Origin of the sequence: Pseudomonas inefficax, from assembly GCF_900277125.1 — a bacterium.
GTDB lineage: Bacteria > Pseudomonadota > Gammaproteobacteria > Pseudomonadales > Pseudomonadaceae > Aquipseudomonas > Aquipseudomonas inefficax.
On sequence record NZ_OPYN01000101.1, the window covers coordinates 1 to 22,853 of the forward strand.

Below are 22,853 nucleotides of genomic sequence, written 5' to 3' on the forward strand. Positions count from 1 at the left end.
CCACTCCCGGTGCGTGGCACGAATGATCTGNAGGATCTGCGAGGTCTGCAGCTGATAGGCGCGCATGGGGTCTTCACGCCACACCTGGCGTTTCACCACCCAGTTCAGCCGCTGATGGTTGTATTCCTGGATCAGCCCGATGGTGTCGTCGAGCACCACCGCCAGCACGCCGTTTTCCAGCTGGTGCCGGTTGATCGCATTGACCAGATAGCCACGCAGGGCGAACCGGCGCAGCCAGCGGCTGTGGAAGCCATGCGCACTGTCGAAGGGTGCGCAGCCATGCTGGGCATACTCGAATACCTGCTGGTCGACCCCAGGCTTCTCGGGCGTCATGGCGATGCCCAGCAGTTCGGGATTGTTGCGCGCCTGAATCAGGTCCAGGCCCTCGAAGCGATGCGCAGGCGACGCGCCGCTCTTGTAGGCGTTCAGCACGCTGCCCGGCCAGGGATCACTGGAGAAGGCCAGCCAGGCGCTGGTGTACCTGCTGGTATCGATGTTGAGAAAGGCCGAAGGAATGTCGTGGTCTGCGTTCACGCATTTTTCGGGCAGTGGCGATGGCGGGCCGTCTGGCGGCTCGTAAGGGTTGAAGCGGCGCAGGTGACCCTGTTCGCTGACGGCATAGGCATGCCAGACCTGCTGGTCGAGCAGCACATACAGGTAGCCCATGCGCAAGGTGCGCAACCCCATCTTCGTCGAGATATGCCGGTTATCCGCGACGGTGGAGACACACTCGGGGCGGGTATCTGGCACCAGGGCGCGACGCAGCGGCAGGATCGGCAGGCCCTGGCGCTCGCAGGACATGCACTGGTCGTGCGGCAGCGCGGCTTCGGCGATCGCGAGGGCAATACGTTGGCTGATGGTCATGAGCGATCCTCGTGTTGGACAGGTCCTTGACGGCCCCTGAACACTAACGGGGAATCGCTTTCCAGAGAGGCATTGGGCTTCCTAAAAGCTTGTAGGAAACGTCTCTGAATAACGGGTGTGGTCAGTATGTGGCCATGAAGGGTACGCCGGCCTTTTGCGCCACCTGTCGAACCTAAGGCACTGCTGCTGGCCGTTTCCCGTCCGATCTGTATGTGCGATCAACGCGCAAACCCAGGAGAACTTCCATGGCAAACGATCAGAATGGCGCTGGCTTCGAGCAAACCGAGTCCGAGCCAAGGCAAGGCGTTGGCGAGGCGTGGTCCGAAAAGCGTCCCGTCGATTGGGACCCACCGCCTGGCAACCCGGGGTCGGACCAGGACGGGCAGGTGGATCGGGACAATGGCAGTGCGCGGACCAAAGATGAGCAGGCTGCTGCGGATGACGACGGCCCGATAGAGGAGGAGATGAAAGACGTGGAGGCCAACAATTCGGTTTCTGCCGAGCATCCGCAGCCTCGCTGACGGGATTTGCCTGGNACGAATACGGTTCACACCTTTCTTGCGAGGTATGCAGCGATGAGCCCCGATCCGAATGCACAAGGCGGCACGAACCCGGACATGCCCACTTCACCCGACCCGGCCGTTGACCCTGACCGCCCGACCATACCCGACCCTGACGACGACCCGCTCATGAACGAAGAAGAGGGTGGTGATTGGCAGGAGGAAGACAGCTTGGCTGATGACGGCAGGCAGAGCGTGGAGCAGCCTGCGGTAGACCTGGATCAGCGCAGGGAATGACCATTGATAGGGCAGAACCCTGTGGGAGCGGGTTTACCCGCGAAGAATCCAACTGTATGGCACCGGCTTCGCCGGTGTTCGCGGGCATGCCCGCTCCCACAGATACTGCGGCTGCCTTGAAGATTGTGGTAATCCTGTGGGAGCGGGTTTACCCGCGAAGAATCCAACTCGGTGCATGGCACCGGCTGTGCCGGTGTTCGCGGGTGAACCCGCTCCCACAGGTACTGCGGCTGCCTTGAAGATTGTGGTAATCCTGTGGGAGCGGGCGTGCCCGCGAAGAATCCAACTCGGTGTATGGCACCGGCTGTGCCGGTGTTCGCGGGCATGCCCGCTCCCACAGGTACTGTGGCTGCCTTGAAGGCTGTGGTGATCCTGTAGGAGCAATTGCCTTGCTCAATTTCTAAAAGCTAGCGCGATCCCTGTGGGAGCTGGCTTGCCTGCGATGGGCTGCGTAGCAGCCCCAATGGACATAGCCCTGGCGCCCCGGCATATCATCCCCGTCGCAACGCAGCCGCCAGCCCCACGGTCAGGATCACGGCACAAAGCATGCCCAGGCTGATGGCAATTGCGACACCCCAGGCATCGAGCAGCCCTGCCAACACCAGATAAAACGCAATCACCCCCACCGCTCCGATCGCATTGCCCCGCACCATCGTCGCCATCCCTGCACGGCCACTCTGCACATGAGCGAACACCACCAGCGGCCAGGCAATCACCGGGATCGGCGCCAGCATCCCGCTGGCCGCCGGGCCCAGCCAGTTGGCCAGGCTTGTGATGACCATCAGCAACGAAGTGGCAGACACCATGCGCAGAGGGATCTCCCAAAACCGCTGCCGGCGGGGCCGGGCCAGGGTGTCCGGCCTGGGCTCGCGGCCGCTGGCGCGTATCAGCACGCCAATCAGCAGCAGCGCCACGGCAATCGACAGGTACAGATTGCCCCCGTGGGTAAACGCATAGGCCGCTACGCCATAGAACAGCATCGCCAGCAATACGGCCGGGGCGATGCCGAGCTTGCGTGTGGCGAACAGGTAGAAGGTGTACGTAGCCTGCACCGCCGCCAGGCCGCCCAGCGCACCGGGCACCGCACCCAAGGCAAAGGCCGTGCCCTGTTCCAGGCACAGGAAGGTCATTACCAGTGCCGAGGTAATCGGCAGGCCGGACAGCAACCCGCCGAGCAGGCCGCCCCAGCGACGCGAGGCGAGGGAGATGGCCCACATCAGGAGAGGGGTGACGATCAGCTTGAGGTGGAACAGAGTCATCGCAGGGCTATCCAGATGTGCGAAAGGTGCGCCCGCCGTAGGCATTGGGTAGGGCGCAGATGAATCAACCGCGGCTGGCCTCCAGCGCCTGGGCCAGGTCGGCAATGATGTCGTCGCTGTGCTCGATGCCGATCGACAGGCGCACCATGTCCCGTGGCACGCCGGCCTTTTCCAGTTCCTCGTCGTTGAGCTGGCGGTGGGTGGTGGAGGCGGGGTGGCAGGCCAGCGACTTGGCGTCGCCAATGTTCACCAGGCGCACCACCAGCTGCAACGCATCGATGAAGCGCGCACCGGCCGCCTGGCCACCCTTGATGCCGAACGACAGGATCGACGCCGGTTTGCCGCCAGTGTAGCGCTGGGCCAGTGCATGCTCGGGGTGGTCAGGCAGCCCTGCATATTTCACCCACGCCACCTGCTCGTGGGCTTGCAGGTAACGGGCTACCTTCAGCGCGTTCTCGGTATGGCGCTCCATGCGCAGGGCCAAGGTTTCCAGACCTTGCAGGATCAGAAAGGCGTTGAACGGCGACAGCGCGGCACCGGTGTTGCGCAACGGCACCACGCGGCAGCGGCCGATGAAGGCGGCGGGGCCGAAGGCTTCGGTGTAGGTGACGCCATGGTAGGACGGGTCGGGGGTATTGAGCAGGGCGAAGCGTTCCTTGTTGTCGGCCCACGGGAACTTGCCGGAGTCGATGACGATGCCGCCGATGCTGGTGCCGTGGCCGCCGATGTACTTGGTCAGCGAATGCACGACGATATCGGCGCCGTGCTCGAACGGCCGGCACAGCACCGGGGTGGCCACAGTGTTGTCGACGATCAGCGGCACCCCATGGCGGTGGGCGGCCTCGGCCAGCGCGGCGATGTCGACGATATTGCCGGCAGGGTTGCCGATGGACTCGCAGAACACCGCCTTGGTGCGTGAATCGATCAATGCTTCCAGGGCGGCGATGTCGTCATGGGCGGCGAAGCGGGTGTGGATGCCCATGCGCGGCAGGGTGTGGGCCAGCAGGTTGTAGGTGCCGCCGTACAGCTTGGCCACCGAGACAATGTTGTCGCCGGCCTCGGCGACGGTCTGGATGGCATAGGTGATGGCCGCCATGCCCGAGGCCACCGCCAGCGCGCCGATCCCGCCTTCCAGGGCGGCCATGCGCTGCTCGAGCACGTCGTTGGTGGGGTTCATGATGCGCGAATAGATGTTGCCGGCCACCTTCAGGTCAAACAGGTCGGCGCCGTGCTGGGTGTCGTCGAAGGCGAAAGAGGTGGTCTGGTAGATCGGTACGGCCACTGCCCGGGTGGTCGGGTCGTGGCTGAAGCCTGCGTGGATGGCGAGGGTTTCCAGCTTCATGCAATCGTTCCTTGAGCGTGGGTGGAGCGACCGAGCATGTGGCGGGGGGAGGGTGTGGGTCAAGCGTGAACGCGCGATGGGGCTGCCCGGCAGCAGCCCCTCGCGTTCAAGGTGCTTTTACTGGTCCTGTCGGCGCACGTGCATCACCCACTGGCCTGCATACCAGGCGCCGCCTACCGCGATCAAGCCCGCTACTGCGCGCCAGTCACGGAAGAACAGCCGCATCGCATTGATGGTGGGCGGTGCGTCGCTGCTCCGGACGAAGATGCGGATGCGTGAGGGTTGTGGTGCGGGATCGGTCTCCTCGCTGCGGTGCTGCAGCTGCGACGCCGGGCGCAGGCCCTCCTGGATGATCAGGTAGTCACGGCCCTGCTGCTCCACGCGGGCGTTGATGTTGCCCTTCTTCAACTGTTCGACCAGGCCCTTGGTGACGCTTTCGATTTGTCGATCCACGGTATGGACGAAGTTCAACAACTGGGCGCCAGTCACATTGGGCTCGGCGAGAAACGCCAGCGGGCCGGCGTCGATGATGGCGATGTCTATGGGTTTGTTCATGTTCAGCTCCTTGCCGGATCCGGCGACAGCAGGCCGGCGCGTTGCTGCGCGCCGGCCGCAGGCTCAGGCGTGTTCGAGAACCCTGCCAAGGCGTTCCTGGCGGGCAGCGATCAACCGTTGGGTAGCCTCGTAGGACACTTTGGTCACTTGGGTGTAGGTGAGCGTCAGCTTGATGTTGGCGCCATCCATGCTCGCGGTAGCTGTTGCGCAGTTCATGCCGCTGGGGAACTTGATCTCCATTGGGCCAACCACCACGTTGCTGCTGATGACTTCACCCAGCTGTACCTGCTGGAACAGCCCCAGGTAATAAGTGGGCGTCACCTTGAACTGGGCCTGGCCGCCACCGACCACATCCGGCTTGAACACCGAACCCTGGCCGCTCATGCCGATACCCAGGTTGGCAAGCAAATTCGACCTGTTGTTGATCTGGATGCTGTCCCCGGGTGCCGAGCCGCTACCCGGCACCAGTTGCTGGACGTTGTCCTTGAACACACAATCCCAGACTGATCCGAGCCGCGTCGACAACGTCTGGCTGGCCTTGTACACCCCAACGCCACCGACTTGCCGATAATTGGCAATCACCACGTTGTAGTCGATGGTCCACTCCACCCCGCTGTAGCCTTGAGTAGGAACGGTGGTCTGCTTCCAGGACACGCTGTCGAGCCCTACCGAGCTAGGCAAGGTCTGGTAGACCGCGAGGGTCCAGGTATCGTTGGTCTGGTTGTCGAAGTCTACGTAGTAGTCGGTGCTCATGATGCTCTCCTTGTCATGTGGGCCGAGCGTGTGAGGTCACGCGCTTGGCCCAGTGACAGGAGCATCGATCATGCCAGGCTGGTGATTGCTTTCCTTTCAAGCAGTTAGCCCAGAAAGCAAGGGCGCAGGTGGACGTTTTCGTCCACCTTGGGGGACCCATGGCGGACGCATCCGGCCGCCTCAGCCAAGGGTGGCCCTGGCATAGCACAAACGGCTCGGCCTCACCTTCATCCGCACCAGCGACAGCAGAAAGCCGAAGCCACACTGGTTGGGGTCAAGCACCGGTACGTAGCAGCCAAGGTCCTGCTCGATCAGCTTGGACAAGCGCTCGGCGACACCCATGAAGCCAGTACAGCCGAGCAATAGTGCCTGCGCGCCGTCCTCTTTGATTGCAGCCAGCCCGGCTTGCAATGCCTTGACCAGTACCACCTCCACATCACTCAACTGGGCTACCGGGCAGTCGATGGCACGGATCGAGGCAAAATTGATGCTCTGGCCATAATTGGCCACATGGCCGCGTTGCAGGGCCAGGGTGCTCTGCAGGATGGTGATGATGGAAAACCGCTGGCACAACCCCAGGGCACTGAACGCGGAGGTGGGGAAGCCGCCAATGATCGGGATATCGATCACTTCGCGGGCAGGCTCCACGCCGCACATGTCGAAATCGCTCAGCCAGATGCCGTCGAACCCCTGCTGCTCAAGCTGCTGCGCCAGGCGCACCACCGCCAGGGCGTTCTCGGTGAGATTCAGCCGGTTCTGGATACAGGGGTTGCCCTGGTCGATGTTGAACACCTGGACCTCGACATCCGGGGGCACCACTGGGGCTATCGAGGCCAGCAGGCCCTCGTTGTAGTCGCTGCTGTTGACCGGCGCGAGCACCGCAATACGCAGGCTCATGGTCGTAACTCCTGCAGTTGCTCGATGCTTCGGTAGGCGCCCATGTAACCCAGGTCTGCCAGTAACTGCTCGAAGCTCCACGCGATCAACCCACCGGGTTGGCGTAATGGCGCCGCCGCCTGCCAGCCGATCAGGCTGGCACCGCGCCCGGCATAGCTCGGGTCCAGCGAGCCATCGGCGCGCACCAGGTCGCCGTTGGAGGCCAGTGCCGGCCCCGGGCCTTCGAAGAACCAGGCAATGCTGTCCGGGGCCATGGCCAGCGGTTGCGGCTGGTGCTTGTCCCACAGCAACAGCGACTCGTTCTCGTAGCACAGGCGCAAGCTGCCTTCCGGGCTGTCGAGGTCGATGCGGCCGATGTCAAAGCCGCCCTGGGTATTCACGCCGGCGTGGCTCAGGCGCGCATTGCGGGCCAGGCAGCGGGCCATCAGGCCGAACTGGCCAAGCCAGTCGAGCACGGCCTGGCAAGTGGGCAGCTGCCCCGCAGCCAGGGCTCTGCCCAGCGCCAGGGCGCGGCTGAGGGTGCCGCGCAGCGGCAGCGCGGAATGCAGCTGGTCGGGGCTCATGCACCACAGCGCCAGGCCACCGAACTCACCGAACGCTGGCGAGCCGACCACAGGGCGCAACATTTGCTCGGCGATCACATTGGCGTTTTCTGCATACCCCTGGGCCTTGGCCGGCGGCGTCACATTCAGCTCCACCACCAGTCCGCCCTGGCTGACCACGAACGCCGGCCGCGGCGGTATACCGGCAGCCGCGAAGGTGAGCATCGGCAACGAGGGCACCGCGCGCCCGGCGCCGTCCGCATCGACCACCGCCAGGCACAGCTTGGCAGCAGCCAGGCACGCAACCAGAAAGCCCAGCGCGCCGCTTTCCGGTGGCACGACATAAGCAAGCTCGCGGCCCTGCGCATTCAGGCGTTGGCGCAGGCATTCCAGGGCCTGAATCGGCCCGAGGGGGTACTCGCAACCCCCGATCGTTTCCGGTGCCCCCATGTATGCCACTACGGCGGCGTCGCCGGCACGGGCCTCATCCACCGTGACCACCCTGACGCGGTCGTGCGGGTAGAAATCCCCGACCTTGAACGCGGCCAGCAAGTGCCGGGCCGACGCCAAGGTGCCGCCACCACCACTGCCAAAGAAACAACCACCGTTGATCAACGCTTGCAGATCCTTGTGCTCCAGCTCAAACGCCATGATCGTGCTCCTGCTTTCGGGTTGAGGGGGTCAGCTCGACAAACGTGCCAGCCAGCTACGCACGGTGCTGGCGGGCGGGTAGTCCAGTTGCGGGTCGAGACCGCGTAACGCACGCACCAGGATCGACTGCACCTGGGTTCCACGCTCGCTGCGTTCGAGCAACCGGGCCAACTCCACGGCGGCGTGCAGCCGCGCCGGCACCACGCCGAGAGTCAGCGCGGTGGACAAGGCGACGCGCAGGGTCGCCTCGGCTTCGCGGTCGTCGCCAAGCGCCAGCAGCGCCCGGCCGCGTAACAGCATCAGTTCGCACAGGTAGGCGCGCTCCTGATGGTCCTGGGCCAGGTCCAGGGCGACATCCACCAGTTCCAGGCAGGCCTCTGCACGCCCACCCAGCAACAGCACTTCGCCGCGCTTCCAGGCCTGGAAGCCATGGAACAACAGGCCGCCGTTACGCAGCACATGCTGCTGGTAGCCTTCGGCAATGGCCTGTTCTCCGGCTTCGTGTTCACCCGATATGCCCTGGTGATAGCCGCGCAGGATCATGCCCACGCCCCGGTAGAAGGAGAACTCGTGGCGCGCACTGAGCAGCTCCAGCTCGCGGGCAAGGTGCCCGAGTGCATCGCGCTCGCCCAGCACTGCGGCGAGCCAGGCCGCGCCCTGCAGGGCGACCGCGCGGTTGAAGGGGTTGTCGACTGCCTGCTCGGCGCGGGACTGCAAGCGGGCCAGCGCCTGGCGCGCCTGGCTGAACAGGCCCAGCTCGAAAGCGGCCAGGCCTTCGAAAGTGCGGGCCAGGCCAACCAGGTCCAGCCCCTGGTTCGATGGCCAGCAGGCCTGGTCGTCCTCCAGCAGCCTGCCGCGCGCCAGGCAGGCCAGGCTTTCCTCGAAATCGCCGAGCCAGAACAGGGTGTTGGCCATGGCCAGGTGGGCCTCGATGCGCAGTGCCTCGCCACCGGCGACCTGTGCCTGCTGCAGCATCTGTTGTGCCGTGGCGCGGGCCTCCGCCAGCTCCAGGCCCATCAAAAGGGTGGTCCACAGCCCGAACGACACCGACGCCATCTCCTGCGCCTGGCCTTGGCGCGCGGCCAAGGCCTGGGCGTCCCGATAGCTGGCCAGGCTGGTGATGCTCAACCAGCCTTCGATACTGCGAAAGCTCACCCCCAGTAGCCGGTGCAATTCAAATTGCAAACGCCACAGGTCTTTGCCCTCGTAGACCCGCTCGGCCACTTCCAGGCCTTTCTGCAAAGGGCCCAGTGCGCCGCGAAAGTCAGCCCCATCGATCAGCTTGCGGCCTTCGGCCAGGTAGCGCTCCACGGTCAGGCGCAAGTCCTGGCGCAACCGGACCCGCCGCTCGATCACCTTGCGATTCACCCCCAACAGCTGCGCTGCAGCACTCTTGTTGCCATTGCAGCGGTTCAGCGCATGCTCGATCAGCAGTGTTTCCACCGCCGCCAGTTTGTCCGGCCCCTCAAGCCCGAGCAGCGCTTCGGCCAGCTCCACGGCAAGCGCAGAGGCTGGCGAGGGCGGTGCCAGCAACTGCTCGAGGGTTTCTCGATCGACCAATGGTGACGGGGCCAGGGTGCCGATGCGGTCGATCGAATTGCGAAGTTCGCGCACATTGCCGGGCCAGTCTCGCTGGCACAATAGCTCCAGCGCTGCGGCATCGAAGTGCAGCGGTCGCCGTTGCTGACGGCAAAAGTGCTCGATCAGGTCCGGGATGTCCTCACGCCGCTCGTTCAGCCCCGGCAGCTCGAGCTCGAACACCGACAAGCGGTAGTACAGGTCTTCGCGAAAGCGTTCCTCGGCCACCAGGCGCTTGAGGTCACGGTGGGTAGCCGCCACCACCCGGCCGCGGAAGTGCCGGCTCTCGCTGCTACCGAGCGGCCGGTACTGCCCGGTTTCCAGCACCCGCAGCAGCTTCGGCTGCAGGGCCAGTGGCAGTTCGCCGATCTCGTCGAGGAACAGTGTGCCCGCACCGGCCATCTGCAGGTGGCCCATGCGCTCGCCAACCGCGCCGGTGAACGCGCCGCGGGCATGGCCAAACAATTCGGATTCGAGCAATTGCTCGGGGATCGCCCCACAGTTGAGGTCGATGAATGGTTTGCCCGGCGCGCTCAGGCGGTGCAGTTGCTGGGCGATGACTTCCTTGCCGGCCCCGGTCGGGCCGAAGATCAGCACCGGGCGGTCGCTCTGCGCCACCCGTCGCAGCAAGGCTTGTAACGCCTGCATGGCAGGCGAACGGCCAGGCACGCCTTCCTCTTCGCCCGGGCGCGTGGAGTAAAGTGGCTCCATGAGAATCCATCCTCGTTGGGGTGAGCCAGGCAATGAGGTATAGCAGAGCGACGCGGCCACTGCTGCGTGTACGGGTGGCCACCGGTCAGAACGTCGTAAATGGCGCGCGGGTGCAGCATGGCCGCGCCATGCCGACCGCTACAGCATCCGCACCATCTCCCAGAACGATGCCGCCACCCCGGTGATGCTTTCCCCGGCAATCAACCCCGCTGCGGCCGTGATCGCAAACCGTTCTGTAACGCTCGGCCAACGGCAACCGACCAGCCAGGTAACCACCGCGCCGAGCCCCATCATCATGCTGATCGACGCCGGCAGTATGAACGCCAGCCCCAGCGCGCCGGTACTCGGCAGCCAGCGGGCCACCCGTTGCGGCAGCAGGCTGTCCAGCGCGCCCAGCAGTACGCCTGCCGCGCTGCCGGCCACGATCGCCCAGCGCAGCTCCGGCGACAGCGCCCCCAGCCCTTGCATCAGTGTTTGCGCCACGGCCTTCCAGGTCGCCACGGCCGGTGCGGGCCATTGCTCGGTGAGCAGCAGGGCCTGCGGGTCGGGAATCAGCACCAGGTACACCAGCACGCCCGCCACGCTGCCGATGAGGATGCCCAGGCACTGTGCAATCAGTTGCTTGTGTGGCGTCGCGCCGATCGCCTGGCCAACCTTGAAGTCGTTCATCAGGTCGGTGGCTTGCCCGGCCGCGCCACCGGCAGTGTTGGCGCTCATCAGGTTGATGGCTACCTGGCCCGGGGCAACCAGGCCAAAACTGAGCTGCGACAGCTTGCCGATGGCGCCGATCGGCGCAATACCGGTGGCGCCGACCACGCGCGCGGCGACCACCGCCAGGCATATCGCCAAGGGAATGCTCAGCAGCGCCATCCACCAGTCGATGCCGAACAGCAACGCTTGTAGCGCCACCACCAGCGCAATGGCCAATAACAGCCCGCACGCAGGCGGCAGGGAGAACCGCCCAAGGGTGTGCGCTGCCCGATTTGCCTGCAGTTCGGCGGGCCTTTGCCGGGGCATTTGCAACAGGCGAACCAACAATGAAGTCAGGGTCGCGCATACCATCAGGCTCACGCCCGGCCACAACAGCCATTCCACCAGCGCGGCGAACTGTGGGCCGCTGGAGTTCGGGGCCAGCACCACCAGGGCATGGTCGATCAGCCACGGTGCCAGCCCGCCCCAGGCCAGCGCGGCGCCGAACAGCAGCGTCAAGCCCACGCGGATGCCGATGATGCCGCCGAAGCCGACCAGCATCAGCGAAGGATCGAGCGTGAAGGTCAGGCGTTCGAGCCCAGGCGAGGGTGCCCAGCGCGGTATCGCCCAGACGAACCCGTCAATCCACTTCACCAGCCCCGACAGCAACGCGGCGCTGCACAGTACCTTGATCCGCATCATGGCTTCGTGGCCGTGGTGGTAGATCTGCTGCAATGTCTCCAGGGTCGCCATGCCTTCAGGGAACTTCAGGCCATGGTCATCGAGCAAGGCGGGGCGCAGATACCAGGCGATCCAGATGCCCAGGAAGCTCACGGAAAACACCCAGGCCATCATCGGCAGCGGGTCCAGTTGGTGACCGGTGAGCAGGGTATAGGCGGGGATCGGCGCGACCAGCCCGCCGGAAACGATCGACGCGGCGGCCGAGGCCACTGTCTGGTTGATGTTGCTTTCGTGCAACGTCCAGGCGGGCCGGCCCTTGCTGCGCCCAGCCAGGCCCTGCCACAGGGCGAAGCCGACCAGCAAGGCGATGATCGACATGTTGAACGACCAGCCGATCCGCAGGCCCGCGTACACATTAGAGGGCGTCAGCAGAATGCCCAGCGCTACGCCGGTGAGCACCGCCCGCGGGCTCAGTTCACGTTCGATGCGAACCGGGGGAAGGGCGGTGGACGGGGCATCTCTCATGGCAATCCCTTGTCGGAGTGGTAAACGCGCTTTGCACAACTGAGCCCCGGCTGTCACGAAGGTTCACTGTCGCTTGCGGTTGTGCAAGCTGCCCACCAACGGGCATGCCGTCCGGGCAGTCCATCGTTGTGCGCTCTGCAAACGCGACTGACGATAGGGGCTCCCTCTTCCTTGAGTTGCCGACCGGGATGCAAAGCACACCCGGCGCGAGCACACACCATGGTTCACCTCACCCCGACCGCCCAAACCGCTTGCGATACTCTGCCGGCGTAACCCCCACATGCTTCACGAACGCCCGCCGCAACGTATCTGCATTGGCAAACCCGCACAGCGCCGCCACCTGCTTCGGTGCCTCCCGCCCAGCCTCCAGCCGCGCCCGCGCAGCATTCACCCGTGCCAGCTCCACCCACGCCGCCGGGGTCATCCCCACATCACCCTGAAACACCCGCGCAAAGTGCCTTGGACTCAGCCCGACCCGCGCCGCCAGGCTGGCAACCCCGTGGTCCAGCGCAGGGTTGGCGGCCACGTAACGCTGCAACCCCTGCAAAGCCGAACGCCCGACCGGTGATGTCCCACCTTGCCGGCTGAACTGCAGCTGCCCGCCAGGCCGCTTGAAGTACATCACCAGGTGGCCGGCAACCTGCTTGGCTATATCCCGCCCCAGGTCCTCTTCCACCAAGGCCAGCGCCAGGTCCAGCCCGGCCGTTACCCCCGCAGCGGTACGCAGGTTGCCGTCATGCACCTGAATGGCATCGGCATCCACCTGCACCCGCGGGTAACGCTCGGCCAGCGGCTGCGCCACGGCCCAATGGGTGGTTACGCGCCGGTCATCCAGCAACCCTGCTGCCGCCAGGGCAAACGCCCCCGTGCACACCGAACCATAACGCCGGCAAGCGCCCGCGCGCTGTCGCAGCCAGTCGAGAATGCCGGGGCGCAGGTATTGGTCGGCAGCCTGCGGTGTGCCAGCGACCAGCAGGGTGTCGATGGCTTCCAGCTCTTCGCCTATCCAGCCGTCGGCGACCAGGCGCGTCCCGGAAGAGCTCACCAGCGGCCCCGGTTCGCAAGCCAGCAACAGCAGGCGATAGGCGCCGCGGCCGGCCTGGCGGTTGGCTTCGGCGAACACATCGAGCGGGCCGCAGGCATCCAGCAGTTGTACGCCGGGCATGGCCAGGATGGCGACGGTGATGGGGGCAGAGGGCATGGTGGCTCCGGGCGTTGCGCCGCAAGTCCGTAATCCGCCGACAATGGCAGTATCTGGCGGTAAACGTCAATTGAGGACATTGGCTCATGACCGCAGACTGGGCTCGTCATCAACCCACCCAGGAGCGACCATGTCCTCATCCATCGCCGGTATCCAGGTGCCCGACAGCGCCATGGCTCGGGAAATCACCGAGCTTGTCCGTGACACGGCTTCCCCTTTGCTGTTCCACCACTCCAGCCGGGTGTTCTACTTCGCGGCCCTTGCCGGGCAACGGCTGGGGCTGCGTTACGACAGTGAGCTGTTGTACGCAGGCTGCATGTTCCATGACATGGGCCTGACCCATCAGCACAGCAGTGATTGCTGCCGCTTCGAGGTGGACGGCGCCAATGCGGCGCGCGATTTCCTCCAGCGCCACGGCGTGGACGAGCTCGATGTCGAGCGTGTGTGGACGGCGATCGCGCTGCATACCACGCCGGGCATTCCAGAGCACATGCACCCGCTAATCTCCCTGGTCACGGCGGGGGTGGAAACCGATGTGCTGGGGCTGCACCACGAAGGGCTGGGGATTGCCGCACGGGATGCCGTGGTCCAGGCGCACCCGCGTGGGGAGCGGTTCAAGGAGGCGATCATCCAGTCGTTTTACGACGGGATCCGGCATAAGCCGCAGACCACGTTTGGCAACGTGAAGGCGGATGTGATCGCGGACAAGGAGCCTGCATTCCGGCCTGGGAATTTCTGCAGTGTTATTCGGCAGTCCTGCTGGGCGAGCTGAGTAAGGCGGGCGCAGGCTGGGAGCAGCTATCTTGCTCAAATTCTAAAAGTTGGCGCGAACCCCTGTAGGAGCGGCCTTGTGTCGCGAAAGGGCTGCAGAGCAGCCCCAGCAATTTCAACTGTTGCGCATCAATCCTGGGGCCGCTTTGCGGCCCTTTCGCGACACAAGGCCGCTCCCACAGGTGCAGCGACAACCTTGAGAGCATTGCTGCAACTGTGCGGCACCTCGGGCACAGAGCCCGCCGAGCGCTCGCGATTCGCCACCCCGAACGGCACATGCACCATCGGCAAGTCCCCCGCCGGCGACTGCAGGTGGCTGCGCTGGTCATCAAAGAACACATGTGGCTTCAGTATCGACAGCACCCTGGGTTTTTCCATCCCGCCCAGAAAGAAGCACTCGTCCGGCGAAACGCCCCAGTCCTTCAACGTCGTCACCACCCGCTCATGCGAAGGGGCATTGCGCGCTGTCACGATGGCAATCCGCAAGATTCGCTTGTATGCCGGGTCCTCGGCCAGCTTGCGGTCCTCGAGCATGCGAATCAGTGAAAGCTTGCGGTACAGGTCCGCCAACGGGCCCGGCGAATGCGGTATGCCTTTGCGCGCACGCTCATGCTCCTGGAACTCGTCCAGGTTGTCGTCGCGCTTGTACACGCGCTCGGCCTCGTCATCGGCAATCACCCCGTCAAAGTCGAAGGCCACCCGCAGTTCGGTATCGATCTCGTCATCGTAGATGCGTGTCGGCAGCACCCGCCCGGCAGGGTAGTCGGCGTCGATGGCTTTCTGCACATCCTCCTCGTTGGCGCTGAGGAACAGCGAGGCATTGAACGCCGGGATGTACTCGTAGGGCGAGCGGCCCGACATGAACGCCGCGCGGGTGATGTCCAGCTGGTAGTGGCTGATCGAGCGAAACACCCGCAGGCCGGTTTCCGGCGAGTTGCGCGACAGCAGCACCACCTCCACCGGCAACTGCTCGGGGAAGGCCTGGTTGATGCTCAGGAAGCGGCGAATGAACGGGAACGCCACGCCCTTGGGGAAAGGTTCGTCCAGGTTCTGCTGCTGGTGCTGACGGTAAGCCTCGACGCCCTGGGCCTGGTAGATGTCGTCCGAGACGGTGAGGTCGAACAGCGCACTCGAAGCAACGCCGATGACCAGTTTCTGTTCGATGGGGTAGGGCATGAAGCAACTCCTGAGCGTGAGCCGAGGGCAAGGGTTCCTGTCCAGCAGGATTCTGTAGGAGCAGCCTTGTGCTGCGAAGAGGTCGGTACATACAAACACATACGCATTGTCACTAGGGGCCTCTTCGCAGCACAAGGCTGCTCCTACAAGGCGTTGGGCAGGGCTGACAGCTGTTCCACCAGAAAATCCACGAACACCCGCACCCGCGCGGGCATCGCCGGGCCGCCGACGAACACCGCATGGATCGGCTCGCGATCACCGGGGTTGTACGCCTCCAGCAACGGCACCAACTGCCCGTTGGCCAGGTCATCGGCCACGGTAAAGGTACCGATGCGCGCTACGCCGGCGCCGAGCCTGGCCAACTGCGCCAGGGCCTCACCGCTGCTGCATTCGATATTGCCCGACACCTTCAATGAAAACGCCTGCCCGTCGCGGCAGAACGGCCAGTCGGGCGCGGCGCGGCGGAAGTTGAAACGCAGGCAGTTGTGCCGGGCCAGGTCCTCTGGCACAAGCGGCGTACCACAGCGCGCCAGGTACTCGGGCGAGGCTACGATCACCTGGCCGGTTTCGCCAATGGCACGGGCGCTCAACGAACTGTCCGGCAGGTGGCCGAAGCGCAGTGCCACATCGGCCTGGCCGCCGAGAATGTCGGCCACTTCGTCGCTGAGGGTAAGGTCGACCAGCACCTGCGGGTAGCGCGCACTGAATGCTGCCAGCAACGGCACCACGGTCAGGCGGCCATGGCCCAGCGCTGCGCTGACCCGCAAGCGCCCGCGTGGCACGCCCTGGTCGGTGATGGCCTCTTCCACTTCGAGCAGGTCGGCCAGCACCCGCCGCGCACCGCGCAGGTACGCTTCGCCCTCGGGCGTGAGGGTAATCGCCCGGGTGGTGCGCAGCAGCAGGCGGGTGCCCAGGCGCTGTTCGGTGCGCGCGAGGATGCGGCTTACCGCCGAAGGCGTCAGGCCCAGCGCCCGGGCGGCAGCGGACAGGCTGCCCTCCTGGGCCACCTTGGCGAATATTTCCATCTCTCCGGATCTTCCACTGAAGTCCATTTATGCCTCTTCAGCAAAGGTGGTTCGCAAAAATGCAGTCTAGTGCGGTTCAGCTCCGGATCGTAGCATTTGCAGCACAGATAAGGAGCTTGCCATGCGTATCAATCCACCTCTTGTCGCACTCGCCATCGGTGCCTTCGGCATCGGGGTCACCGAGTTCGCCCCCATGGGCATGTTGCCCAGCATCGCCACCGACCTTGGCGTCTCTATCCCCGCAGCCGGGCTGTTGGTCAGCGCCTATGCGATCGGTGTGCTGATCGGTGCACCGCTGATGACCCTGGCCACGGTGAAGATCCCCCGGCGTTACCTGCTGATCGGGCTGATGGCCATCTTCACCCTCGGCAACCTGATGTCGGCCCTGGCCAGCGACTACGCCAGCCTGCTGGTCGCCCGCGTGGTCACCTCGCTGAACCACGGTGCGTTCTTCGGCATCGGTTCGATCGTCGCGGCCAGCGTGGTGCCGCCCGAGAAGCGCGCCGGGGCCGTGGCCGCCATGTTCATGGGGTTGACCCTGGCCACCATCGGCGGTGTGCCGCTGGCGACATGGTTCGGTGAAATGCTGGGCTGGCGCACGGCATTCTGGGGCATCGCCGGGCTTGGCCTGGTGGCAATGACCACCCTCTGGTACGCACTGCCCAATGTGCCGTCGCCCAAGGGTGGCGGGGCCATGGCCGAAATCCGCGTGCTGGGCCGCGGGCCGGTGCTGGCGGCGTTGCTGCTGACCGTGGTGGGCTCCAGTGCGATGTTCACGGTATTCACCTACATCGCGCCGATCCTGCAGAGCGAGGCGGCAGCGTCCACCACCTTCGTCACGGCCATGCTGGTGTTGTTCGGTGTCGGCCTGACCTTGGGCAACGTGTGGGGTGGCAAGGCCGCGGACCGCTCGATCGACCGTACCCTGGTGCTGTCGCTGGCCGTGCTGATTGCGGTATTGCTGGTGTTGCCGCTGGTGATGGACTGGTCGCTGCCGACTGCGCTGGCGATCCTGGTGTGGGGCGTTGCCAGTTTTGCCCTGGTGCCGCCGCTGCAGATGCGGGTGATGGAGGCGGCCAAGGATGCGCCCAACCTGGCGTCGGCAGTGAACATCGGGGCGTTCAACCTGGGTAACGCGATTGGGGCGGCGCTGGGTGGGGCGGTGATCAATGCCGGGCTGGGGTATTCGGCGGTTTCCCTGGCGGGGGCGGCGATGGCGGCTTTGGGCCTGGTGATGGTGCTGCTGTTCGCTTGGCGGGTGCGGGCGGTAGTGATGGGGGATCGGGCAGCGGTGTAATGGCGTGAGATCCTGGGGGCGCTTTGCGCCCCTTTCGCGACGCAAGGCCGCTCCCACAAGTCAAGCGAGCGCCATCCTGTGGGAGCGGCCTTGTGTCGCGATGGGCTGCAAGGCAGCCCCACAGTTTTGCCCATCACGGCGTACCGTTACGGCCATGCAGGTGATAGGCCGGGCGTTCGCTGAGTCGCTCGTAATAATCGCGCACGGCCGGCAGGTGCGGGTGATCGAACGGCGTTTCGAACCAGCGGTTGACCGACAGGCCAATGGGAATGTCGGCCAGGGTGAACTGGCTGCCGGCCACGTAGGCCCCGGTTTTTGCCAGCTGGCGGTCAAGAATGTGCATGTAGCGCGCCCAGTCCGCGCAGCCGGCGGCCAGGGCCTGTGGGTCCTGGTGGGCGGGCGAGTGCCTGACCAGCGACATGAACGCGTAGCTCCAGGACCGGTTGAGGTCCGAGGCCTGCCAGTCGATCCACTGGTCGATCCTGGCCCGCGCCTGCGCCTCGCCCGGGTAGAACGCGGTGGCGCCATAGCGCGTGGCCAGGTAGCGGATGATGCTGTTGGATTCCCACAGGGTGAAGTCGCCATCCTGGATCACCGGGATCATGGCGTTGGGGTTCAACGCAAGGAATTCGGCGCTGTCCGTGGGTTTGAAGCCTGCCCCCCAGTCTTCGCGCTCGAACGCGACCTCGAACTCGGCGCACGCCCACAGGACTTTTCGAACATTGATGGAGGAGGCTCTGCCCAGTATCCGTAGCATGGTGTTCATCCTTGTGGGGGGAGATTGATCGTCCGTCACTGCCGGTTGCCGGTCAAGAGCCTGAGTGGTGACGGAGCATCCTCTTTGTAGGGTTCTTGTAGTCCATTTCCGAAAGTAAGCCTTTCCACCCCCAAGGTTATTGTGGCAGAGCAGGCAGGGCCCTAGTCTCGGCACGCTCGTAACCCCGAGGAATGGACATGGACATGGACAAAGACACTCCGAAAGAAAACAGCAAACTCAATGTCGTGAGCGCAGCAAGCCGTTTTGGCAACGGCGGTACCGAACTGGTACAGATGAACGCTCAGCTGACGATGCGCACGGCGCTGATGGAGGCCTCGAGCATCATGGGCTGCATTACCGAGCTCACCCGCAAGGCCATCGACCGGCCCAGTGACCGAAAGGCGATGATGCAAGCCACGTACTACCTGGCAGGCATGGCCAAGGCATTGATCGATGGCCAGTTGCAGCAGTTGCGCCAGGCGCGGGCAGGCGAGCAGGAGCCTTAGTCAGGCTTGCCTGGGGACCATGAACTTGGCACCCTTGGCCAGCTTGAATCGTCTGTATCACGACAGAAGGAAGTTCGCATTGAGCTGGGACAAGGTGGGGAAACTCCTCGTAGCCGTGCTGCTTGGCCTGGTGGTCCTGCTGGCCGCCTATGGGGTGCTCAGGGGCAACCCGCGCCTGGAGGCATCGCTGACCTATGCCTACCTCACCTATCCCAGCCAGTTCAGCGAGCGCATCAGCAAGGCCAGCGAACAGCTCAAGTACGAGCAGTTGCAGGGGCGTATCAACTCGATCAGCGAGGGCAGGCTGAGCCACGATCAGGTCGAGCGGTTGATCGAAACGGCCCAGGCACCGTATGCCCAACTGTTCGCCAAGCCCTTCGAGGCCGGGCTGGTCGACCACCGCACCGGTCTGCTCATCGAGCTGCGCAACAGCGGTGATGCGCAGGTGCGCCAGGTAAAAATCCGCCTGCCGGCGAAGGGCCTGGTGCAGGTGCGTGATGCAGCTGGCAATGACACCATCCTGGAAACCTCCACCATGCAAGCGGATATCCCGGTCATCGAGCCGGGTGGCGCATGCAAGGTATGGGTGTATTTCGATGCGGACTATTCGCAGATCCGCCAGGGCGGGGTCAGCATCAGTCACGCCGATGGCAATGCCGACATACAGGTGTACCGCGAGGTCATCGGTTTCCCGGCCTGGGTGGCCCGCTACAGCCGCGAGCTGATGGTACTGCTGGGTGTATTGGCGGCCAGTGTGCTGGGCCTGGGGTATGCCTGCCTGTCGCGTCGCAACCCACGCTGAACGCCTCACCTGTAGGAGCAGCCTTGTGCTGCGAAGAGGCTGGTACTGACTGAACATGTGTATCGCCTGTACCGGCCTCTTCGCAGCACAAGGCTGCACCTACAAGGAGTCGTGCAGGCTGCCAGTGAGCCATACTGCGTCCCAGTGTGGATAATCGCCAATCTCTGCTACCAGGCCAGCCCGCAGAGGGTTGGCAACGATGTACCGGGCTACCTTGCGCACATCATCTTCCTGGCGCAGCGCTCGGTCATGAAACCCGCGTTGCCAGACTTGGCCTGGGCTCATGCGTGCCTTGCACAATGCCGTACCAGAGCGTGATTTGAACTGCCGCATCAGGCTGCTCAATGTGACAGCACGCAGCTCTACCAGCCAATGCAAGTGGTCAGGCATCAGCACCCAGGCAAGTGAGCGGCAAGCGCCAAGTTGCTCCGACTGCCTCAGCTCCCTGATAACCAGGCGAGCTGTATGAAGGTCCTCAAACAGCGGCTTGCGTGTGTGGGTGACAGTGGTCAGCAGGTATAACCTGCCAGGCTCTGAAAAACGCCCCCGACGTAGCAGGTTGGCCTCAGCACGATCCATGTGGTGTTCCTCGCATCCGTTCCGAGTGGGATACCTACAATAGAGCTTCCAGACGCTACCGATGTTGTCAGATCGTTACCTCGATTTTCAGCCGGACGCCTTTGTAGGAGCAGCCTTGTGCTGCGAAGAGGCCGGTACGAGCGATACATCTGTTTCGTCAGCACCGGCCTCTTCGCAGCACAAGGCTGCTCCTACAGGCAACGCGGATATGTTTCTGGAGCAAAGGTCATTTGCCGCGAACTCAACAATCACCCGTTGACTACCCTCTATAGTGCTCGGCATTACAAGACCATGCCGAGCCTGCCCGATGATTCCTTCCCTGGACTCCATTTTTTCCCGCCTGCGCCTGCGTCAGTTACGCCTGCTCATCGAACTGGACCGCTGCGGCTCACTGCACAAGGCGGCGGAGGCCATGGCGATTTCCCAGCCCGGGGCCACCAAGGCCTTGCGCGAGGTGGAGGAGGTGTTGGGTGTGCCGTTGTTCCAGCGCCTGCCCAGCGGCCTGGTGGCCAATGATGCAGGTCGTTGCGTGGTGCGATATGCGCGGTTGATCCACAGCGACCTGGGGCATTTGCGGGAAGAGGTGCTTGGCATCGTCCAGGGCCAGGGAGGACGGCTGGCGGTAGGCAGCATCATGGGTGCCATGCCGACCCTGGTCGGCGCCCTCGGGCGTTTGCGCAGCAAGCAGCCGCAACTGGCGGTGGAGATTGCCGAGAACACCAGTGCCAACCTGCTGGCCCAGCTCGATGAAGGGCGCCTGGACCTGGCCATCTGCCGGCCAGGGCTGGGCCGTAACGCGGCGGACTATGCCTTTGTCGAACTGGCCCACGAGCCGTTGGCGGTGGTCGCGCACCCGCAGCACCCGCTGGCCGGGGCGGCGGCGTTGGAAGTTGGCGACCTGAGCCAGTACCGCTGGGTTGTCTACCCGGCCAACATGCCCATGCGCCAGGCGCTGGAGCGTGAGTTGAGCGAGGCGGGGGTGGAGGTGCCACGCTATCCGCTGGAAACCTTCTCTACCTTTGCCACCTTCATGTTGCTGGAAGATGACCCGACACTGGTGGCGGTGATCCCCAGCGCGGTGGCGGCCTTTGCCGAGCAGCGCGGGTTGCTGGTGTCGCTGGCAGTGCAGTTGCGGGCGCTGAGCGAGCCGTTCGGGATCGTGCACCGGGTGGCAGCGCCGCTGTCACCGGCGGCGCGGTTGCTGATGGAGGAGCTTACGGCCGGTTGAGCCCTGTTGCGGCCCCTGTGGGGGCGAGTTCACCCGCGAAGAATACGACGCGGTGGATGGCACCGGCTGCGCCGGTGTTCGCGGCTAAAGCCGCTCCCACAGGTACAGCGTGAGCCCGAAGCCTGCGCTGTACCTGTGGGAGCGGGTTCACCCGCGAAGCAGGCGACGCGGTGGATGGCACCGGCTACGCCGGTGTTCGCGGCCAAAGCCCCCAGGAACCTCGCAATCTCGATCTCAGAACTGCCGCTCGCGGTAATCGATCAAGCTGGAAAACACAGCAATCAACACCGCCGCCACCACGAAGAAAATCAGCGCGAAGAAGTAATCCCCGGTGAACTGCACGATCAGCCCGATCACGATCGGCACCAGCACTCCGGCCATGTTGCCGCAGAAGTTCATGGTGCCACCCAGCACGCCGGTGCGCGACGGCCCACCAATGATCGCCGGCAGGCACCAGTACATCCCGCACCAGCGGATAAAGAACATTGCCACGCACAGCAGGCTGATCACCGCGACGGTTTCGCCCACATAGGCTGCCGCCAGGATGCACAGCGCCGCCACCAGCGCCGAACCGCTGAACATGGTGCGCATCACCAGGTTCGGCGAGGCACCGCTGGCCCGCCAGCGGTCACCGATCCAGCCGCCGATCAACTCGCCGACAAACCCGCACATGAAGATCAGGAAGGTCGCCCCGCCCATGGCCGAGATGTTCAGGCCATGGGCCTTGTGCAGGTAGCTCGGCATCCAGGTCAGCAGGCCGTAGAACACCGCCAGGATGCAGCTGTAGCCGGCGAACATGGCAAAGATCGAACGGTCCTTGAGCAGCTCGCGCAGCGGCAGGCTGGCCTTGGCTGCCGCGGCATGGGCGCTGGCGTTGCCTTCGGTGATGTGGCGCAGTTCGGCCTCGTTCACCCCGGGGTGCTCGCTGGGGTGGTTGCGGATGTACTTCCACGCCAGGATGCCGGCCAGCACGGTGCCGACCCCGGCCACCACGAAGGCCAACCGCCACGAGCCCAGCCAGGCAATCAACCCGGAAATCAGGATCGCCCCCAGGGCGCTGCCCAGCGGCGCACCGCCATCCACCAGCACCGCGCCACGGCCACGTTCGTTGGGCGTCAGCCAGGCACCATTGAGCTTGGCCCCGGCGGGCATGATCGGCGATTCGGCCACGCCCAGGCCGATGCGCGTCAGCAGCAGAACCAGCCAGTTGTGCGAGGCCGCACCCAGCGCCTGGAACAGGCCCCAGGCCACGGTTGCCGCGCCAATGATGCCGCGGGTGTGGAAGCGGTCCAGCAGCATGCCGCCAGGGATCTGCATCAAGGCATACGACCAGAAGAACGCACTGAGCATCAGCCCTTCCATGGCCGGCGTCAGGTTGAACTCGGGGGCAATCAGCGGCAGCGCCACCGACAGCGAGGCGCGGTCGATGTAGTTGATTGCGGTCAGCAGCAACAGGATCAGAAAGATGCGCCAGCGCACCGTGGTCATCGGGGCCGCAGCGGGCAGCGCCAGGTCGGCCGGGGAGGGGATGGTCTTCATCGCAGGAGCTCGTTGTTGTGATTATCGGGAGGCGTAGCAACTACGCAGGCCGATTGTTGGAGCGCTGCCAGCAGTGCGGGTAATGAAAAGAGCTGATCCGCCAATAACGCCAGCTTATTACCCAGGC

Annotated in this window: 22 protein-coding genes; 7 read left to right on the forward strand and 15 right to left on the reverse strand. The window is 64.6% G+C overall.

Annotation, left to right across the window (positions count from 1 at the left end):
* The coding region (locus JV551A3_RS12285) for a T6SS effector BTH_I2691 family protein (protein ID WP_328592097.1) at positions 1–864 on the reverse strand (864 nt) is incomplete at its 3' end.
* A gap of 245 nt (positions 865–1,109) precedes the next feature.
* On the opposite strand from JV551A3_RS12285, the gene JV551A3_RS12290 reads away from it, so the two are divergent.
* Positions 1,110–1,385 carry a hypothetical protein gene (locus JV551A3_RS12290; protein WP_133978733.1) on the forward strand — a complete coding sequence of 92 codons (276 nt, stop codon included), beginning with the start codon at positions 1,110–1,112 and terminating at the stop codon, positions 1,383–1,385.
* A 96-nt stretch (positions 1,386–1,481) separates the two neighbouring features.
* A complete protein-coding gene (locus JV551A3_RS12295) occupies positions 1,482–1,661 on the forward strand; it encodes a hypothetical protein (RefSeq protein WP_170978830.1) in 180 nt (59 codons plus the stop codon).
* A 491-nt stretch (positions 1,662–2,152) separates the two neighbouring features.
* Here JV551A3_RS12295 and JV551A3_RS12305 read toward each other — a convergent pair whose 3' ends face one another.
* The 9 genes from JV551A3_RS12305 to JV551A3_RS12345 all read right to left on the reverse strand — a co-directional run bounded on the left by JV551A3_RS12305 (position 2,153) and on the right by JV551A3_RS12345 (position 13,046).
* Positions 2,153–2,920, reverse strand: coding sequence for a hypothetical protein (locus JV551A3_RS12305; protein ID WP_133971447.1), 768 nt, complete (start codon positions 2,918–2,920; stop codon positions 2,153–2,155).
* 64 nt (positions 2,921–2,984) lie between these two features.
* Complete coding sequence (locus tag JV551A3_RS12310; protein WP_133971449.1) at positions 2,985–4,262, reverse strand: bifunctional O-acetylhomoserine aminocarboxypropyltransferase/cysteine synthase; 1,278 nt, start codon at positions 4,260–4,262, stop codon at positions 2,985–2,987.
* Positions 4,263–4,379: 117 nt separating this feature from the next.
* Positions 4,380–4,817: a hypothetical protein gene (locus JV551A3_RS12315; protein ID WP_133971451.1), complete on the reverse strand. Its 438-nt coding sequence runs from the start codon at positions 4,815–4,817 to the stop codon at positions 4,380–4,382.
* Positions 4,818–4,880: 63 nt separating this feature from the next.
* The gene (locus tag JV551A3_RS12320; protein WP_133971453.1) at positions 4,881–5,570 is read right to left on the reverse strand and encodes a hypothetical protein; all 690 of its coding nucleotides are present in this window, start codon (positions 5,568–5,570) and stop codon (positions 4,881–4,883) included.
* 180 nt (positions 5,571–5,750) lie between these two features.
* The gene (locus JV551A3_RS12325) at positions 5,751–6,467 is read right to left on the reverse strand and encodes an aspartate/glutamate racemase family protein (protein WP_133971455.1); all 717 of its coding nucleotides are present in this window, start codon (positions 6,465–6,467) and stop codon (positions 5,751–5,753) included.
* Positions 6,464–7,660 (reverse strand): S-methyl thiohydantoin desulfurase domain-containing protein, encoded by a 1,197-nt coding sequence (locus tag JV551A3_RS12330; protein WP_133971457.1) that lies wholly within the window; start codon positions 7,658–7,660, stop codon positions 6,464–6,466. The genes JV551A3_RS12325 and JV551A3_RS12330 overlap by 4 nt, the downstream gene beginning before the upstream one ends.
* 30 nt (positions 7,661–7,690) lie before the next feature.
* Positions 7,691–9,949, reverse strand: coding sequence for a sigma-54-dependent transcriptional regulator (locus JV551A3_RS12335; protein ID WP_133971459.1), 2,259 nt, complete (start codon positions 9,947–9,949; stop codon positions 7,691–7,693).
* 138 nt (positions 9,950–10,087) lie between these two features.
* Complete coding sequence (locus tag JV551A3_RS12340) at positions 10,088–11,845, reverse strand: OPT family oligopeptide transporter (RefSeq protein ID WP_133978735.1); 1,758 nt, start codon at positions 11,843–11,845, stop codon at positions 10,088–10,090.
* Between the two features lie 229 nt (positions 11,846–12,074).
* Positions 12,075–13,046: a GlxA family transcriptional regulator gene (locus tag JV551A3_RS12345; RefSeq protein WP_133971463.1), complete on the reverse strand. Its 972-nt coding sequence runs from the start codon at positions 13,044–13,046 to the stop codon at positions 12,075–12,077.
* 130 nt (positions 13,047–13,176) lie between these two features.
* Between JV551A3_RS12345 and JV551A3_RS12350 the strand changes: the two genes are divergently transcribed.
* Entirely contained in the window at positions 13,177–13,818 is a 642-nt protein-coding gene (locus JV551A3_RS12350) for an HD domain-containing protein (protein ID WP_133971466.1), read from the forward strand.
* Positions 13,819–13,946: 128 nt separating this feature from the next.
* Here the strand turns inward: JV551A3_RS12350 and JV551A3_RS12355 are convergent, their stop codons facing one another.
* A complete protein-coding gene (locus tag JV551A3_RS12355; protein ID WP_235874568.1) occupies positions 13,947–14,993 on the reverse strand; it encodes a 5'-nucleotidase in 1,047 nt (348 codons plus the stop codon).
* A 143-nt stretch (positions 14,994–15,136) separates the two neighbouring features.
* A complete protein-coding gene (locus tag JV551A3_RS12360; RefSeq protein WP_133971468.1) occupies positions 15,137–16,045 on the reverse strand; it encodes a LysR family transcriptional regulator in 909 nt (302 codons plus the stop codon).
* A 94-nt stretch (positions 16,046–16,139) separates the two neighbouring features.
* Here JV551A3_RS12360 and JV551A3_RS12365 point away from each other — a divergent pair, with 94 nt between their 5' ends.
* Entirely contained in the window at positions 16,140–17,315 is a 1,176-nt protein-coding gene (locus tag JV551A3_RS12365; RefSeq protein WP_133971470.1) for an MFS transporter, read from the forward strand.
* 133 nt (positions 17,316–17,448) lie between these two features.
* On the opposite strand, the gene JV551A3_RS12370 is transcribed toward JV551A3_RS12365, so the two are convergent.
* Positions 17,449–18,072: a glutathione S-transferase family protein gene (locus JV551A3_RS12370; protein WP_133971472.1), complete on the reverse strand. Its 624-nt coding sequence runs from the start codon at positions 18,070–18,072 to the stop codon at positions 17,449–17,451.
* A gap of 203 nt (positions 18,073–18,275) precedes the next feature.
* On the opposite strand from JV551A3_RS12370, the gene JV551A3_RS12375 reads away from it, so the two are divergent.
* Together JV551A3_RS12375 and JV551A3_RS12380 are read left to right on the forward strand one after the other, a co-directional pair.
* A complete protein-coding gene (locus JV551A3_RS12375) occupies positions 18,276–18,578 on the forward strand; it encodes a DUF3077 domain-containing protein (RefSeq protein WP_133971474.1) in 303 nt (100 codons plus the stop codon).
* Between the two features lie 79 nt (positions 18,579–18,657).
* Positions 18,658–19,380, forward strand: a complete 723-nt coding sequence (locus tag JV551A3_RS12380) for a hypothetical protein (protein WP_133971476.1) — start codon at positions 18,658–18,660, stop codon at positions 19,378–19,380.
* Between the two features lie 99 nt (positions 19,381–19,479).
* Here the strand turns inward: JV551A3_RS12380 and JV551A3_RS12385 are convergent, their stop codons facing one another.
* Positions 19,480–19,959: an REP-associated tyrosine transposase gene (locus tag JV551A3_RS12385; protein ID WP_133971478.1), complete on the reverse strand. Its 480-nt coding sequence runs from the start codon at positions 19,957–19,959 to the stop codon at positions 19,480–19,482.
* A 307-nt stretch (positions 19,960–20,266) separates the two neighbouring features.
* On the opposite strand from JV551A3_RS12385, the gene JV551A3_RS12390 reads away from it, so the two are divergent.
* Positions 20,267–21,187: a LysR family transcriptional regulator gene (locus JV551A3_RS12390; RefSeq protein ID WP_133971480.1), complete on the forward strand. Its 921-nt coding sequence runs from the start codon at positions 20,267–20,269 to the stop codon at positions 21,185–21,187.
* Between the two features lie 234 nt (positions 21,188–21,421).
* On the opposite strand, the gene JV551A3_RS12400 is transcribed toward JV551A3_RS12390, so the two are convergent.
* Positions 21,422–22,726, reverse strand: coding sequence for an MFS transporter (locus JV551A3_RS12400; protein WP_013972035.1), 1,305 nt, complete (start codon positions 22,724–22,726; stop codon positions 21,422–21,424).
* Between the last annotated feature and the right edge of the window lie 127 nt (positions 22,727–22,853).

Bases quoted from the DNA above. Each gene is read 5' to 3' on its own strand.
- JV551A3_RS12290 (WP_133978733.1), top strand. From the start codon at position 1,110: ATGGCAAACGATCAGAATGGCGCTGGCTTCGAGCAAACCGAGTCCGAG.
- JV551A3_RS12295 (WP_170978830.1), top strand. From the start codon at position 1,482: ATGCCCACTTCACCCGACCCGGCCGTTGACCCTGACCGCCCGACCATA.
- JV551A3_RS12305 (WP_133971447.1), bottom strand. From the start codon at position 2,920: ATGACTCTGTTCCACCTCAAGCTGATCGTCACCCCTCTCCTGATGTGG.
- JV551A3_RS12310 (WP_133971449.1), bottom strand. From the start codon at position 4,262: ATGAAGCTGGAAACCCTCGCCATCCACGCAGGCTTCAGCCACGACCCG.
- JV551A3_RS12315 (WP_133971451.1), bottom strand. From the start codon at position 4,817: ATGAACAAACCCATAGACATCGCCATCATCGACGCCGGCCCGCTGGCG.
- JV551A3_RS12320 (WP_133971453.1), bottom strand. From the start codon at position 5,570: ATGAGCACCGACTACTACGTAGACTTCGACAACCAGACCAACGATACC.
- JV551A3_RS12325 (WP_133971455.1), bottom strand. From the start codon at position 6,467: ATGAGCCTGCGTATTGCGGTGCTCGCGCCGGTCAACAGCAGCGACTAC.
- JV551A3_RS12330 (WP_133971457.1), bottom strand. From the start codon at position 7,660: ATGGCGTTTGAGCTGGAGCACAAGGATCTGCAAGCGTTGATCAACGGT.
- JV551A3_RS12335 (WP_133971459.1), bottom strand. From the start codon at position 9,949: ATGGAGCCACTTTACTCCACGCGCCCGGGCGAAGAGGAAGGCGTGCCT.
- JV551A3_RS12340 (WP_133978735.1), bottom strand. From the start codon at position 11,845: ATGAGAGATGCCCCGTCCACCGCCCTTCCCCCGGTTCGCATCGAACGT.
- JV551A3_RS12345 (WP_133971463.1), bottom strand. From the start codon at position 13,046: ATGCCCTCTGCCCCCATCACCGTCGCCATCCTGGCCATGCCCGGCGTA.
- JV551A3_RS12350 (WP_133971466.1), top strand. From the start codon at position 13,177: ATGTCCTCATCCATCGCCGGTATCCAGGTGCCCGACAGCGCCATGGCT.
- JV551A3_RS12355 (WP_235874568.1), bottom strand. From the start codon at position 14,993: ATGCCCTACCCCATCGAACAGAAACTGGTCATCGGCGTTGCTTCGAGT.
- JV551A3_RS12360 (WP_133971468.1), bottom strand. From the start codon at position 16,045: ATGGACTTCAGTGGAAGATCCGGAGAGATGGAAATATTCGCCAAGGTG.
- JV551A3_RS12365 (WP_133971470.1), top strand. From the start codon at position 16,140: ATGCGTATCAATCCACCTCTTGTCGCACTCGCCATCGGTGCCTTCGGC.
- JV551A3_RS12370 (WP_133971472.1), bottom strand. From the start codon at position 18,072: ATGCTACGGATACTGGGCAGAGCCTCCTCCATCAATGTTCGAAAAGTC.
- JV551A3_RS12375 (WP_133971474.1), top strand. From the start codon at position 18,276: ATGGACAAAGACACTCCGAAAGAAAACAGCAAACTCAATGTCGTGAGC.
- JV551A3_RS12385 (WP_133971478.1), bottom strand. From the start codon at position 19,959: ATGGATCGTGCTGAGGCCAACCTGCTACGTCGGGGGCGTTTTTCAGAG.
- JV551A3_RS12390 (WP_133971480.1), top strand. From the start codon at position 20,267: ATGATTCCTTCCCTGGACTCCATTTTTTCCCGCCTGCGCCTGCGTCAG.
- JV551A3_RS12400 (WP_013972035.1), bottom strand. From the start codon at position 22,726: ATGAAGACCATCCCCTCCCCGGCCGACCTGGCGCTGCCCGCTGCGGCC.